The sequence below is a fragment of the Hylemonella sp. W303a genome (assembly GCF_046452315.1).
Classification (GTDB): Bacteria; Pseudomonadota; Gammaproteobacteria; order Burkholderiales; family Burkholderiaceae_C; genus Hylemonella.
This window is the reverse complement of sequence record NZ_JBKFDG010000007.1, coordinates 72,686-87,294: the sequence shown is the minus strand read 5'-3', so window position 1 is coordinate 87,294 and position 14,609 is coordinate 72,686. Positions and strand designations below refer to the sequence as shown.

Annotated in this window: 14 protein-coding genes; 6 read left to right on the top strand and 8 right to left on the bottom strand. The window is 63.5% G+C overall.

Annotated elements, in window-relative coordinates; translation table 11 throughout:
• Positions 1-122: 122 nt before the first annotated feature.
• Positions 123-506, top strand: a complete 384-nt coding sequence (locus tag ACLBKS_RS13855) for an Hsp20/alpha crystallin family protein (protein ID WP_410193396.1) — start codon at positions 123-125, stop codon at positions 504-506.
• Positions 507-630: 124 nt separating this feature from the next.
• Here the strand turns inward: ACLBKS_RS13855 and tsaD are convergent, their stop codons facing one another.
• Complete coding sequence (gene tsaD / locus ACLBKS_RS13850; RefSeq protein ID WP_410193395.1) at positions 631-1,740, bottom strand: tRNA (adenosine(37)-N6)-threonylcarbamoyltransferase complex transferase subunit TsaD; 1,110 nt, start codon at positions 1,738-1,740, stop codon at positions 631-633.
• Positions 1,741-1,778: 38 nt separating this feature from the next.
• Positions 1,779-2,891 carry an HD-GYP domain-containing protein gene (locus tag ACLBKS_RS13845; RefSeq protein WP_410193394.1) on the bottom strand — a complete coding sequence of 371 codons (1,113 nt, stop codon included), beginning with the start codon at positions 2,889-2,891 and terminating at the stop codon, positions 1,779-1,781.
• 300 nt (positions 2,892-3,191) lie between these two features.
• Between ACLBKS_RS13845 and ACLBKS_RS13840 the strand changes: the two genes are divergently transcribed.
• The 3 genes from ACLBKS_RS13840 (at position 3,192) to ACLBKS_RS13830 (ending at position 5,438) form a co-directional block, all read left to right on the top strand.
• Positions 3,192-4,487 carry an NAD(P)/FAD-dependent oxidoreductase gene (locus tag ACLBKS_RS13840; protein WP_410193393.1) on the top strand — a complete coding sequence of 432 codons (1,296 nt, stop codon included), beginning with the start codon at positions 3,192-3,194 and terminating at the stop codon, positions 4,485-4,487.
• A gap of 174 nt (positions 4,488-4,661) precedes the next feature.
• A complete protein-coding gene (gene rpsU, locus ACLBKS_RS13835) occupies positions 4,662-4,874 on the top strand; it encodes a 30S ribosomal protein S21 (RefSeq protein ID WP_006296472.1) in 213 nt (70 codons plus the stop codon).
• A gap of 117 nt (positions 4,875-4,991) precedes the next feature.
• Positions 4,992-5,438, top strand: coding sequence for a GatB/YqeY domain-containing protein (locus tag ACLBKS_RS13830; protein ID WP_410193392.1), 447 nt, complete (start codon positions 4,992-4,994; stop codon positions 5,436-5,438).
• Positions 5,439-5,562: 124 nt separating this feature from the next.
• Here ACLBKS_RS13830 and ACLBKS_RS13825 read toward each other — a convergent pair whose 3' ends face one another.
• The 6 genes from ACLBKS_RS13825 to ACLBKS_RS13800 form a co-directional block, all read right to left on the bottom strand.
• The gene (locus tag ACLBKS_RS13825) at positions 5,563-7,056 is read right to left on the bottom strand and encodes an aldehyde dehydrogenase (NADP(+)) (RefSeq protein ID WP_410193391.1); all 1,494 of its coding nucleotides are present in this window, start codon (positions 7,054-7,056) and stop codon (positions 5,563-5,565) included.
• A gap of 66 nt (positions 7,057-7,122) precedes the next feature.
• Positions 7,123-8,457: a glucarate dehydratase gene (gudD, locus tag ACLBKS_RS13820; protein WP_410193390.1), complete on the bottom strand. Its 1,335-nt coding sequence runs from the start codon at positions 8,455-8,457 to the stop codon at positions 7,123-7,125.
• Between the two features lie 87 nt (positions 8,458-8,544).
• Positions 8,545-9,501, bottom strand: coding sequence for a Bug family tripartite tricarboxylate transporter substrate binding protein (locus tag ACLBKS_RS13815; protein ID WP_410193389.1), 957 nt, complete (start codon positions 9,499-9,501; stop codon positions 8,545-8,547).
• Positions 9,502-9,540: 39 nt separating this feature from the next.
• Complete coding sequence (locus tag ACLBKS_RS13810; protein WP_410193388.1) at positions 9,541-10,515, bottom strand: Bug family tripartite tricarboxylate transporter substrate binding protein; 975 nt, start codon at positions 10,513-10,515, stop codon at positions 9,541-9,543.
• A 123-nt stretch (positions 10,516-10,638) separates the two neighbouring features.
• Positions 10,639-11,550, bottom strand: coding sequence for a 5-dehydro-4-deoxyglucarate dehydratase (gene kdgD, locus ACLBKS_RS13805; RefSeq protein ID WP_410193387.1), 912 nt, complete (start codon positions 11,548-11,550; stop codon positions 10,639-10,641).
• 197 nt (positions 11,551-11,747) lie between these two features.
• Positions 11,748-12,512, bottom strand: coding sequence for a FadR/GntR family transcriptional regulator (locus ACLBKS_RS13800; protein WP_410193386.1), 765 nt, complete (start codon positions 12,510-12,512; stop codon positions 11,748-11,750).
• A gap of 123 nt (positions 12,513-12,635) precedes the next feature.
• Here ACLBKS_RS13800 and ACLBKS_RS13795 point away from each other — a divergent pair, with 123 nt between their 5' ends.
• The gene (locus ACLBKS_RS13795) at positions 12,636-13,463 is read left to right on the top strand and encodes an NAD-dependent epimerase/dehydratase family protein (protein ID WP_410193385.1); all 828 of its coding nucleotides are present in this window, start codon (positions 12,636-12,638) and stop codon (positions 13,461-13,463) included.
• Positions 13,464-13,503: 40 nt separating this feature from the next.
• A complete protein-coding gene (locus ACLBKS_RS13790; protein ID WP_410193384.1) occupies positions 13,504-14,481 on the top strand; it encodes a TRAP transporter substrate-binding protein in 978 nt (325 codons plus the stop codon).
• Positions 14,482-14,609: the final 128 nt, after the last annotated feature.

Below are 14,609 nucleotides of genomic sequence, written 5' to 3'. Positions count from 1 at the left end.
ACAGGGCCGCGCCAACAGATGTAGGCCATGCGGCGATCGTGGTTGAAAGCCGCGCAGTGTAAGGGTTGCGAGCACGCGGGTCGCGTGCAGGAGCCCACCGATTTTCAACACAGGAGTTGACCATGTTGTTCGTTCCCGCTCTACGTCGTTCCACCTTCGTTCCCTCTCTGCGCGCATTTGACCGCTCGCTCGATCGAGTGTTCGACCATGCCGCTCGTGGCCGCTTCTTTGGCGAGGCCGCCGAGGCGACGCAAGACGACAAGTTCATCGAACTGACATTCGACATGCCCGGCGTCGCTCGCGAGCAGCTGTCCATTGGCATCGAAGGCAATGTGGTGCGCATCGAGACGCTGGCCGAAGCCAAGCGGCAGTACAAGGCCGTGTACGAGCTGGCCCAAGACATCGACGCCAGTGCGAGTGAAGCCAAGCTCGAGCATGGCGTGCTCACGCTCAAGCTGGCCAAGGTGCAGCCGCAGGACCGCAGCGTCAAGCTGACGGTTAACTGAAAGCGCTCACAACCACGCACGCTCAACCGGCGGTTGCACCCCACTTGCGATGGGGTGGGATGGCACAGCGCTTTGCGTGAAGTGAACAACGAGACGTCAGAGAGGTCTGAGCCGCGCAAGCGGCTCAGACCGTGTCGGCGGTGATTGCATCGAGCGGCCAGCGTGGCTTGACCTCGAAGCTGACCGCAGGCAGTGCACGCTGCCGTCCCGATTGCAAACGCATGGCGGCAGCCAGCGCAATCATGGCTCCGTTGTCGGTGCACAGGTGCAGTTCGGGGTAATGAACGCGCACCGCACCTCCCTTGCGCCGAGGGTTGGAGCAAGCGGCGTTGAGCTGCTCACGCAGCGACTTGTTGGCGCCCACGCCACCGGCCACGACCAGACGCTTGAGTCCGGTGGACTCCAAAGCAGCCAATGACTTTTTCACCAGCACGTCCACGATCGCCGCCTGTGTGGACGCCGCCAGATCGGCCTTGCGGGTCTCGAACTCAGCGTCGGAAATCTGCCGCAGGCGCTGCGATTGAGTGAGCACTGCGGTTTTCAGGCCCGCGAATGAAAAGTCCAGGTCACCGCTGTGCATCAAGGGGCGGGGCAGCTTGAAGGCTTGGTCGTCGCCCTGCTCCGCCAATTTCGCCAGCGCCGGGCCACCCGGATACCCCAGTCCCATGAGCTTGGCCGATTTGTCGAAGGCCTCACCCGCGGCATCGTCGATGGTTTCTCCCAGCAACTGGTACTGCCCCACCCCATCCACGCGCATCAGTTGCGTGTGCCCCCCCGAGACCAGCAAGGCCACAAAGGGGAACTGGGGTGGATCCGCACTCAGGAAAGGCGAAAGCAGATGGCCTTCAAGGTGGTGCACGCCCAACACGGGCTTGCCCAAGGCCGCGCCCAGCGCACAAGCCACGCCCGCGCCCACCAGGAGCGCACCCGCAAGGCCGGGACCGCGCGTGTAGGCCACCACGTCAAGGTCAGCCAAGTTGCGGCCAGCCTCGCGCATCACCTGATCCGTCAGCGGCAAGACACGGCGGATGTGATCACGGCTGGCGAGTTCAGGCACCACGCCGCCGTAGGCCTGGTGCATGGCGACCTGGCTGTGCAGAGCGTGGGCCAGCAGTCGAGGCGCGGATCGGTCACTGGTTTCGACCAAGGCCACCCCGGTCTCGTCACAAGAGGACTCAATGCCCAGGATGAGCGTGACGGCGTCAGACGATGAAGAAACAGCTTGATCGGGCATGACACGCAGTGTAGGCCCTCCCCGCAACACGCGCGGACTCACGCGAACGCGAGAATTCTCTCAAGGTTGATGCTGAGCTTGATCTCACTGCGCTCCACCGCACGAGCCACTCGCTGCCCGGGCAGTGCGGTGTCTCGCGGAACGAAGCGAGAAAGAGCGACGCCATCGCCATTGGTCAACACCAGCACTTTGGGCGTGGTCGTGATTTGACCACGCTTGACCACGATGGCCACTTCCCCGGTCTCCAGTTGCACGAAAGACCCGGGCGTGTGGATGCCCACGGCTTTGATGAGGGCCGCACCCGCAGGATCGATCTGCTTGTTTTGATCGAAATAAATGGACTGCATGGCGCGTGCGGCGACGAGGGGCGCACGCGTGGCGCGGGGCGCTCGACGGGCGCCAAAGGAATCCGCGCGCTGGATCAAATGGGCCATGCGCTCAGCCCAGGGCACCTCGGCACCCAAGCCACCGGTGAACGTGGCATGGTGCATGCGCACGGCCTCCAGCCACTCCGGGTCAGTCACGCCCGCACGGTGCAACAGGCTCATGGACCGGGAAGAGTGGTTGGCCACCAGCACTTTTTGATCGGGCGCGAGCGCCGTGGTCTGGCGCGCGAGCGTGTCCTGAAGTTCCGTCATGCCAACGTTCATGGACAACGCGGCGAGGCTCAGCGTCCGCTCCTTGTCCTCGGGCCAATTCAACACATTGCGCGCCGCGAGTCCACACATCACACTGACCAACATAGCGTGGGTCGCACTGTAGAAGCGCACCTCGATGGTGGACAGATAAAAAAGCGCCAGCAGGGCCGCATCCGGGTTGGCGATGGCCAGTTCGCGCAGGTGATCATGGAAACGAGTCAGCCTCGCCAAAAAGCGCGGGTCATCGGGCAATCGCAACAGGACGTTGGCTTCCTCTTGGTAGTCGTACCAGTTTTGCCCGCGGGGGCGCAAGATCGGACCCGTGTTGCTCGATTCGTCCCAAGCGCCGGAATAGTCCTCCGCAGCGTCGATGAACAGCTGCCTACCGCGAAACACCAGGCGTTCCAGGACGTCACGCTGGGCCAGCTGCCCCCGATAAGCCAAGATCTGGCCGTCTTCGTTGCGTAGGTGAAAGGGCAAAGGCTCACCCTCCCGGATTCCCGAAATGTTCACGGGAACCAATGCTTTCTCTGCAGCCATCTTGTACGGACCTTTCTTATGTGCCGATCCCTTTGCCCATGTCTCGATCAGCTCGCTCGTTTTTTGGGCGAAAAGAATACATCATGGCGCTGACAGGACCTGGCGCACAAGATGAGACAAATCAATCGCCAATCGTAATCAGATTGGCCGTTACACCGAAATCATTTTTTTGAGGCCTTTGGCTGGCCTGTGCCGATCAGCAACGTCGGCCTCCATTCTTCTGTTCTGCGACCTGTGGGGTGAGAAAAAGCACGGCACTTACACTCCCGCCCCATGGAGCAGTTCGATGTGGTGGTGATAGGGGCAGGCGCGGCCGGCCTGTTTTGCGCAAGCATCGCGGGACAACGCGGTCTCAAGGTCTTGCTCATCGACCACGCCATCAAGGTGGCCGAAAAAATCCGTATCTCGGGTGGTGGTCGCTGCAACTTCACCAATCGGGACCTGGACCCGCGTGCCCCGCACAAACACTACCTCAGTGAAAACCCTGAATTCTGTCGGTCTGCATTGGCGCGCTACACACCGGCTGACTTCATCGATCTGCTGCAAGGCGCGGGGGTTCCCTGGCATGAAAAGCACAAAGGCCAACTTTTCTGCGATCGCTCAGCCGACGACATCGTCCAGCTGCTGCTGCGCGAATGTGGGGCCGGTGGGGTGACGCACTGGCAACCGTGCGCAGTACGGTCCGTGCGCCATGGTGTTGGTCTTGCCGGGGGAACGGCCTATGAACTGGACACCGATCGCGGTCCGGTGCAAAGCCACTCCCTCGTGGTCGCCACCGGCGGCCTGTCCATTCCCAAGATTGGCGCGACGGACTTCGGCCATCGCCTCGCGCGGCAGTTCGGTCTGCGCGTCGTCGCACCGCGACCCGCCTTGGTGCCTTTGACCTTCGACAGCTCGGCTTGGGCGCCCTATGCCGAACTGGCGGGCCTGGCCCTGCCGGTGAGGATCGAGGCCGAACCGTCGGCCGCGCCCCCGGCAAGCGACAAAGCCGATGGCACCCCGAAGCGCCCCCGAGGCAAGAGCCGACACACCGAGGTGGCGTTTCTGGAAGACCTGCTGTTCACCCACCGCGGCCTGTCTGGTCCGGCGGTTCTGCAGATATCGAGCTACTGGCAGCCGGGTACGCCGCTTCGCATTGATCTGCTGCCGGGTCAGGACATCGCCGCCCACCTGGCCGAGACCAAACAGCATTCGCGCAAGCTGCTCGCCAATGAACTGGCTACTCTGCTGCCGACCCGTTTGGCGGAAACTTGGACTGCGCAAGACCCCTCATGGCAACGCCCCGTGGCGGAAACCAGTGACAAAGCGCTTGCCGCCTTGTCCGAGCGGCTGAAGCGTTGGACGCTCACACCCGCAGGCAGCGAAGGGTATGCCAAGGCCGAGGTGACTGCCGGCGGCGTGGACACCCGCCAACTGAGCAGTCAGACCTTGGAGGCCAGCCATCAGGAAGGCCTGTATTTCATCGGTGAAGTGGTGGACGTGACGGGTTGGCTCGGGGGCTATAACTTCCAATGGGCCTGGGCCAGCGCCCATGCCTGCGCCATGGCGCTGCCTCAGGGCCCGGCCTGAAGCCCTGGGCCAACTTGTCGCGCATGGCAAACCAGCTATAATTTGCGGCTTTGCTGGCATAACCCCGTCGGCCAAATACTAGTTAAGACCATAGACGGGGGACTCTTCGCGGTGCATGGCTGACAGGCCCGATCTTCCTGCCATCCCTCTGACCGCACACTTCGGAACGATTGAATGACCACCATCCGTGTCAAAGAAAACGAGCCGTTTGACGTGGCCCTGCGCCGCTTCAAGCGCACCATCGAAAAGCTGGGCCTGCTGACCGACCTGCGCGCCCGCGAGTTCTATGAAAAGCCGACCGCCGAGCGCAAGCGCAAGAAGGCTGCCGCCGTCAAGCGCAACTACAAGCGCATCCGCTCGATGCAGCTGCCCAAGAAGCTGTATTGATTCGGTACGGCAGGTCTGAACGCCGTTCGAGCTTCAGTCCCGTGAAACCCGCGCCGGGGACGCTTGGCGTGGGTTTTGTTTTTTCGGCCGCCCTTTCTCTTTCCGATGGAGATGACCATGAGCCTCAAGGACCAGATCAACGAAGACATGAAGAGCGCCATGCGCGCCAAGGACATGGAGCGCCTGGGCACCATACGCCTGCTGACGGCCGCCATCAAACAGAAGGAAGTCGACGAGCGCGTCACCCTCGATGACGCCGCGGTCGTCGCGGTCGTGGACAAGCTGCTCAAGCAGCGCAAGGACAGCATCGAAGCCTTCGAAAAGGCCGGGCGCCAAGACCTGGCGGACAAGGAAAAGGCCGAGGTGACGGTGCTCCAAGCCTATCTGCCCGCGCGCCTGTCCGCAGAAGAAGTGGCCGCCGAGGTCAAGGCCATCGTTGCCGAACTCGGAGCCAAGGGCCCGGGCGACATGGGCAAGGTCATGGGTGCGGTCAAAGCCAAGCTGGCCGGCAAGGCTGAAATGGGCCAAGTCAGCGCTGCGGTCAAGGCCGCGCTCAATGGTTGAGTCGAACGTCCTGAACCGCAGGGTCAGGACCAAAGAAACGGCCGCCCTGTAGGCGGCCGGATCTGAAAAAAACCGCCACCTTCCGGTGGCGGTTGTGTTCTGCGCAGCGGAGGGGGCTACTCGCTCAGAGCGGCCGCCCCTGACGCGCGGTCAGCCAAGCGGGGGCGTCCTGCAAAGCCACCGGGCGAAGGAAGCGCGCCAGCGCAGCGTCGCCGACCGAGGTGCTCTCGGGACGGCTGCTGCTGGGCCAGGGGCCGCCATGCTGCTGAGCCGCCGTCACGGCCACGCCCGTCGGGACGCCCGCGAACAACACGCGGCCAGCGATCGCCATAGCTCCACGGACCAGACTCTGCACCTCGGCGCTTTCGGCCTGCGCGCCCCAGACAGTCACAGTCAAGCTGCCGCCGACAGCCTGCAATACCTGCAAAGCCTCAGCCACGTTGGCGGCGCGCACCACCAAGCTGCTCGGGCCAAAAACCTCCTCGCGCAGCACGGATTTGGCGATGAACTGTGTGGCGGTGACCTGTGCCAATTCCGGATGGGGAGGTTGCTCCAGCGGCGCCGGCTGGTGCAAGACCAGGGTGGCCCCCGCCTCGGCCCAATGTTCCACGCCGGCAGCGAAGTTCTTGCGCATGCCCTGCGTGAGCATGGCGTGCGGCTTCTGACCGCCCAAAGCCTGGGCCAGCTGAGCAACAAAGCCATCGTTGATGGCCTTGCCCTCGGACAGCAATCCATCGATCAGAACCACCACGCCGGGGTTGGTGCAGAACTGGCCTGAGCCCAGAGCGATGGAACCCGCCAGCGCTGTAGCGAGGTCCGCACCCTTGGCCTGGAGCTCGGCCGGCAAGGCAATGACCGGGTTGATGGAGCCCAGCTCACCGTAGAACGGGATCGGGCGCGGACGGGCCGCGGCCTCGGCGGACAAGGCGGCGCCACCGCGCGTCGAACCCGTGAAGGCAGCCGCCGCGATGGCAGGGTGGCGGACCAGTTGCACGCCCACCTCGTTGCTGATGCCCTGCACCATCCCCACGAGACCCGCCGGCAAGCCCTGCGCGCTCAGGGTGCGCTGAACGATGTCGAAGACTTGGCGCGACAGGCGCGGATGGCCGGGGTGCGCCTTCACGACGACCGGGCAACCGGCGGCCAGAGCCGAAGCGGTGTCACCGCCCAGCACGGAGAAAGCGAAGGGGAAATTGCTGGCCGCGTACATGGCGACCGGACCGAGGGGCACGCTCCAGCGCTGCATGGCCGGATGGCCCGCTGGGGGGGCGCCAGCCACGGCGGGATCGTCCACAAACTCAAAAGGCACGCCTCGCTCGGCGATGTCGGCGAAACGGCGCAGTTGAAACGCCGTGCGGTCCAGTTCACCCGTCAGGCGCGGCAGGCCCAGGGCGGTCTCTTGGTCAGCCAGGGCGATCAGGGCCTCGCGCTCGTTTTCCAGCCCCTGCGCGAGGCCCCGCAGCAAGGTAGCGCGCTGCGCGCCGCTGCTGGCTTGCCAGAGTGGGAACGCCGCTGCCGCTGCCGTGCAGGCTGCGTCGATGTCTTGCGCCGTGGAAGCATTCAGGGTGGACAGCACCTCACCGGTGCGCGCGTTGTAGGAGGAAAAGGTGGTGCTCATGAGGAGGTCCAGGAAAAACGCGGCCATCACGCCGCAGAAGGTTGCATCGTTGTCGCGAACAAGCCATCAACGCACGAGGCAAGGACGCTTATTGTCGAACTTCCAGCCAGGAATCAGGTACTGCATGGCCACGGCATCGTCGCGCGCGCCCAAGCCATGCTGCAGGTACAACTGGTGTGCCTTTTCGACTTCAGCCATATCGAGTTCCACGCCCAATCCCGGCTTCGCGGGAACCCGCACATGACCCCCAACGATCTGCAGCGGGTTTTTGGTGAGACGCTGACCGTCCTGCCAGATCCAGTGCGTGTCGATGGCCGTCACTTTGCCCGGCGCCGCGGCGGCCACGTGGGTGAACATCGCCAGGGAAACGTCGAAGTGGTTGTTGGAATGTGAGCCCCAAGTCAAGCCCCAATCGCGGCAGGTTTGGGCCACGCGCACGGAGCCAGCCATGGTCCAGAAATGGGGGTCGGCCAAGGGAATATCAACACTTTGCAGCGACAGCGCGTGCACCATTTGGCGCCAGTCGGTCGCCACCATGTTGGTGGCCGTGGGCAGGCCGGTGGCGCGCCGGAATTCGGCCATGACCTCGCGGCCGCTGAATCCCTCTTCGGCGCCACACGGGTCTTCGGCGTAAGCCACCACGCCGCGCATGCGCTGGCCCAGACGGATCGCATCCTTGAGCAACCAGCCCCCATTGGGGTCCAGCGTGACGCGAGCCTGCGGAAAACGCTCATGCAGGGCGATCACGGCATCGACTTCCTCGTCGCCGCGCAGCACTCCGCCCTTGAGCTTGAAATCATTGAACCCGTACTTGGCATGCGCGGCCTCGGCCAGGCGAACCACAGCCTCAGGCGTCATGGCGACCTCGTTGCGCAGTCGGAACCAGTCATCGTCGGAGCCCAACTCCTCGCGGTAGGGCAGATCGGTCTTGCGCCGGTCACCGATGAAGAAGAGGTAGCCCAGCATTTCGACCGAAGCGCGCTGCTGCCCTTCGCCCAACAGAGCAGCCAGGGGCACGTTGAGGTGCTGTCCCAGCAGGTCGAGCATGGCGCTCTCCACCGCCGTCACGGCATGGATGGTGGTGCGCAGGTCGAAGGTTTGCAAACCGCGCCCACCCGCGTCACGGTCAGCGAAACGCGCGCGCATGGCGTTCAGCACCGCCTGCACCTCGCCCAGTGGCTGGCCCACGACCAGTTCCGCGGCGTCCTCCAAGGTCTGACGAATCTTCTCACCCCCCGGCACTTCACCCACGCCGGTACGACCCGCGCTGTCGCGCAAGATGAGCAGGTTGCGCGTGAAATAGGGAGCGTGCGCACCCGACAGGTTGAGCAACATGCTGTCCTGGCCGGCGACGGGCACGGCACGCAGTTCGGTGATGACGGGAGTGGAAAAAGTCGGCATGGATCGAAATTGAACGACCCAGAACCTCCAAAACGGCAGGCCTGGGTTGCGAGGTCGCGGGTTGCGGTTAGGTAAGGTCGAAAAAACTCAGTTGGCCGTGATGTTGCGATCCGCGATCAGCTTCTTCCAGCGTGCGAACTCGGCGGCTTGGTAGGCGGTGAACTGGGCCGGCGTGTTGCCGACGATCTCAAAGCCCAAATCCAGCAATTTCGGTTTGACGTCGGGCTCGTTGAGCGCCGCCACGATGGCCGCATGCAACTTGGTCTTGATCGCGACGGGCAGGCCCTTGGGCGCGGCAATGGCTTGCCAGGAATAGACATTGGCGTCCTTGATGCCCGATTCTTCCAAGGTGGGCACCTCGGGCAGCAGGGGCGAACGCTTGGCGCTGGTGATGGCCAGGGCCTTGAGCTTGCCCGCCTTGATCTGCGGCATCGCGGTGTTGATGTTCATGAAAGACGAGTCCACCTGAGCGCCCAGCAGATCCGTCATCACGGGGCCACCGCCCTTGTAGGGCACGTGCACGCCGGAGGTTTTGGTCTGCTGCCAGAAAAGTTCGGCGGTCAGGTGGTCACTGCTGCCGCTGCCGGAGGACGCAAAGGTCATCTTGTCCGGATTCGCGCGCAGGTAGGCCAGCACGTCCTTCAGGGACTTGTGCGGCGAAGCCTCGGGCACCACGAGCACATTGGGCGCCTGGACAGCGACGGTGACGTAGTCAAAGTCCTTGAGCGCGTCGTAAGGCACTTTCGCGAGCAAATGCGGGGCAATGACGTACGGACCAAGGGATGCGACCAAGATGGTGTGGCCGTCCGGCGCCGAGCGTGCCACCTGGGCGGCGCCGATGGTGCCGGTGGCCCCGGCCTTGTTGTCCACGATGAAAGTGCCACCGAGTTTTTCTTGCAGCTTGGCCGCGAGCGTGCGTGCGATCAAGTCGGTTGAACCGCCCGGCGGGAAAGGCACGAGCAAAGTGACCGGCTTGTCAGGCCAGGCCCAGGCGCCAAAGCTGGCGCTGATCGCCAACAGGAACGTCAACAACGTCTTTCTCATCATTTTTCTCCTGGTCGCTGCTTGCCACGGGCGGCAGCATTACTCAACCGTGATTTTCTCGTCGCTGACGATCTTGGCCATCGCCGGAATCTCGGCCTTGAGCCAAGCGCCAAACTCTGCAGGACTCATCTGCGAGGGCTCAAAGCCCAAGGTTTGGAGTTTTTCACGAATTTCGGGCAAAGCGGTGATACGCAGCACTTCGTCGTGCACCGCGCGGATCACGGTGGGCGGCGTTCCTGCGGGTGCCAGCAAACCTTGCCAGCTGCCGGTCAAGAAACCCGGCAGGCTCTCGCCCACGGCCGGCACGTTGGGCAATTCGCTCCAGCGTTTGGCACTGGACACCGCCAGCAGCTTGAGCTTGCCGGATTTGACGTGCGGGTAGGTGGCCACCATGCCATTGAATGTGACATCCATGTGCCCGCCGACCAGATCGGTCATGGCCTGGGCGCCGCCCTTGTAGGGCACGTAGCTCCAATCAATGCCCAGACGGCGCGCGAACTGCACGCCAGCCAGATGGGTGGCACTGCCCATGCCAGCGGCCGCCGCGAAATTGAGCTTGCCGGGGTTGGCCTTGGCGTACTTCACGAAGTCAGCGAGGTTGTCAGCGGGCACCTGGGTGCTCACCACCAGCAGGTGGGGCGAGTAGCCGACCATGGCCACGGGCGCGAAGTCACGCAGCACGTCAAACGGCAGCTTGTACAGCGCGGGGCTGATGGTCAGATTGCCCACGTCCATCAACACAAAGGTGTGCCCGTCGGCGGGCGACTTGGCCACCAGGTCGGCCCCCAGATTTCCAGCGCTGCCCGGGCGATTCTCAACGATCACCGGCTGGCCAAACTTATCGCTCATCTTCGTGCCAATCAGGCGAGCCAGCACGTCCGATGTGCCTCCTGCAGGAAATGGCACGACGATGCGGATCGCCTTGCTGGGGTAAGCCGCCGACTGCGCGAACACCGACGCGCCGACCAAGGCCAGGGCGGTGAACAGACCGAATAGGAAAGCGCGTTTTTTCATGATGGTTTGTCTCCTTGTTTTTTTATGAAGCGTTGCACGGCACGGCCGTTCTGAGCGCATTGGGACGAACTACACACTGCGCTCAGGCACGGACGCAGGGGCGAATGAACCGCCCCACCCACCTTATTGCGGACCGAGCTTCTTGATCAGCGCGGCAAGCTCTTCCATCTCGGCCGGCGTGAGGTCGGTCAAGGGCGCGCGCACCGGGCCGCCGTCGTGGCCCACGATCTTGGCACCGGCCTTGATGATGCTCACGCCATAGCCCTCAACGCGATTGCGAATGTTCAGGTAGGGCATGAAGAACTCCTTCAGCAGGCGATGCTGGGTCGCCATGTCGTTGGCGGCCACGGCCTTGTAGAACTCCATCGCGGTCTTGGGAATGAAGTTGAACACAGCCGACGAATACACCGGCGTGCCCAGCGCCTTGTAGGCGGCGGCATAGACTTCCGCGGTCGGCAAGCCACCGAGGTAGGCGAAGCGCTCACCCATCTTCATGTAGATGGAGGACATGATCTCGATGTTGCCCACGCCATCCTTGAAGCCGATCAAGTTGGGGCAACGCTCGGCCAAGATGGCCAGCGAGTTGGGCGTGAGGCGGGTGCGGTCGCGGTTGTAGACGATGACGCCGAACTTCACGCTCTTGCAGACGGCCTCCACGTGGGCGATCAGCCCCTCTTGGCCTGCCTCGGTCAAGTAGTGCGGCAGCAGCAGAATGCCGTGGGCGCCCAGGCGCTCCGCCTCTTGAGCGTGGGCGATGGCGGTGCGAGTCGGGCCGCCAGCGCCAGCGATGATCGGCACCTTGCCTCGGCAGGTGTCCACGGCTGTCTTGATGATCTGGCCGTACTCAGGGCCGGACAGAGAGAAATATTCACCCGTGCCGCCAGCGGCGAACAGCGCGCTCGCGCCGTAGGGGGCCAGCCATTCCAGGCGCTCGATGTAGGTCTTGGGACGGAAATTGCCCTGCTCGTCGAAGTCCGTGATCGGGAACGACAACAAGCCGTGAGACATGATGGATTTGAGTTCTTGCGGATTCATGGGGCTCCTGAGCTGTACGAAGGCCCGCGCGAAGTGCGGGCAGTGAAGAACGAGGGATGCGAGACCGGATGTGCGACGGGATTCACAACTTATCAGTCATCGTACAACATGAACACCATCTGTCAAGCTCAGGCAAACCCTTGGGAAGACCACCCCACCCCTCCTCACCGGCTGGCGGGCGGAGTTTTTCTCTTCTCTTATTTGGCGCCGAATTCGCCGGACAGCTGGGCCACGCGGCGGCGGCGCTCCCGGCTGTTGGCCAAGTGGGTGCGCATCGCGGCGCGGGCCGCTTCCGGATCTTGACTGACGATGGCGTCGTAGATGTTCTCGTGCTCGCCGTTGGCGCGCCGTAGGTAGCGCAAGGCCTCCTCCTGCGCATCCTCGCCCGCGCCCAGACGCGCGCGCGGGATGATCATCGCCCCCAAGGTGCCCATGAACTCGGCGAAATGCGGGTTTTGCGTGGCACGCGCGATTTCCAGATGGAACTGAAAATCCGGCCCCACAGCGTCGCGCCCTTCGACCAAGGCCGCCGCGAAAGCGTCCAGCGAGGCCCGCATTTCCTCGAGATTACGCTGGGTTCGGCGGGTGGCCGCGAGTGCCGCCGCCTCGGTCTCGATGCCGATGCGCAGTTCCAGCACGGCGATCACGTCGCGCAAGGTGCCCAGTTGCTCCGGCGCGATGCGAAAGGCCGCACTGTCACCCAGACCGACCACGAAGGTGCCGATGCCGTGCCGAGTCTCCACCAAACCGGCCGCCTGCATTTTGGAAATGGCTTCGCGCACCACGGTGCGGCTGACACCGAATTCGGCCATGATCGCGGCTTCGGTCGGCAGCTTGTCGCCGGAGGCGATGCGGCCGTCGCGGATGCGGTCGCCAAGCGACTCCACCAACTCCAGAGCCAAGGTGCGGGGACGGCGACGAAAAGCGGTGTGCACTGGGGATTCCCCTGAGTTACTTGGCATTGACAAGGCTTGAGTGAGGCACGAAGATCGTTGTACGACAACTGATAACAAATAGCAAGTTGTCACGCGACTTTATCTGATCCACTCCGCGCTTTAAACCGCCACAGCCCCTCGCTTCCCCTTATGTCCGCTGCCCATTCCACTTCCCTGCGCTTCCCCCGCCTGCTCTTGACCGGTGCTGCCGGCGGCTTGGGCCGGGAGCTGCGTCGCCGCCTCAAGGCCTACTGCGAGGTGCTGCGCCTGTCCGACATCGCCGATCTGGGCGCCGCCGGGCCTGGAGAAGAAGTCATGCCCGCAGCCCTGGAAAACAAGGCTGCCGTGGATGCCCTGCTCAAGGACGTCAGTGCCGTGGTGCACCTCGGTGGCATCTCCACCGAGCATTCTTTCGAAGACATCCTGCCGGCCAACATCACGGGCACCTACCATGTGTATGAAGGCGCGCGCCGCCACGGCGTCAAGCGCATCGTCTTCGCCAGTTCCAACCACGTCACGGGCTTCTACCGCCAAGACCAAGTGGTTGGCACCGACATTCCCATGCGCCCCGATGGCTACTACGGCCTGTCCAAGGCGTTCGGCGAGAACCTGGCCCAGTTCTACTGGGACCGCTACGGCATCGAGACGGTGTCCATGCGCATCGGCTCGTCTTTCCCCGAGCCTCGCGACCGTCGCATGCTCGGCACCTGGATGAGTTACGACGACCTGGAACGCCTGGTCGTGTCCTCGCTGACCGCTCCCGTGGTCGGCCACAGCGTGATCTACGGCATCAGCGACAACGCCACGGCCTGGTATGACAACAGCAAGGCTCGGCACATCGGCTATCGCCCACAAGACAGCTCGGAGCGTTTCCGCGCCGCCGTCGAAGCCCGCCAGCCCGTGATCGACTCGAAGGACGCCGGCTTGATCCACCACGGTGGCGGCTTCGTCAAGCAAGGCCCATTCGAAAAGACCTGAGTTTCCCTTCCCTCCACTCACAACCAACCAGGAGACAACCATGATGAAGAAATCCTTGCGCCCCCTCGTCGCGCTGCTGGCCGCCATCGGCTTGGCCGGCGCTGCGTCCGCCGTCGAGCTGCGCTCGGCTGACGTGCACAACAGCGATGACTACCCCACCGTCGCGGCCGTGCGCTACATGAGCGAGCAGCTGGACAAGCGCAGCGGCGGCAAGTACAAGATCAAGGTGTTCAACAAGAGCGCCTTGGGTTCCGAAAAGGAAACCCTGGACCAAGTGAAGATTGGCGCGCTGGAGATGAACCGCGTGAACATCAGCTCGCTCAATGCGATCTGCCCCAAGAGCTTGGTGCCCACCATGCCTTTCCTGTTCCGTTCGATCTCGCACATGCGCAAGTCGCTGGACGGCCCGATCGGCGAGGAAATCCTGAAGGGCTGCGAGCACCAAGGTCTGGTCGGCCTGGCTTTCTATGACAGCGGCGCGCGCTCCATCTATTCCAAGAAGCCGGTGCGCACCCTGGCTGACGTCAAGGGCATGAAGATCCGCGTGCAACCGTCCGACCTGTGGGTCGCCGTGGCCAGCGCCATGGGCGCCAACGCCACCCCCATGCCGACCGCCGAGGTCTACACCGCCCTCAAGACCGGCGTGATCGACGCCGCCGAGAACAACGAGCCCTCCTACGAAGGCTTCAAGCACTACGAAGCTGTCAAGTTCTACTCGTACACCGAGCACTCGATGGCACCGGAAATGCTCGTGATCTCCAAGGCTTTCTTCGACAAGCTGTCCCCGGCTGACCAGGCGCTGTTCCGCGAGACGGCCAAGGAATCGGTGAAGTTCCAACGTCAAAAGTGGGACGAGCAGACCGCCAAGGCCATCGAGGTCGTGACCAAGGCCGGCGCCACGCTGGTCAAGGACGTGAAGAAGGCCGAGTTCCAGAATGCCATGAAGCCGGTTTACGACAAGTTCATCACCACGCCTGACCTGCAGCGCCTGGTGAAGGCTGTCCAGGACACCAAGTAAGTCCAATCTCAATGGCGCGTCCGCCTGGGCGGGTCGGGGTTGCCCGACCTGCCCTTCTCGGCGGACGCGCCCGTTTCTTTTCCCGTTTTTTCCGGCAGAAGCCCCATGACCTCCTCGCTCCCCGCGGG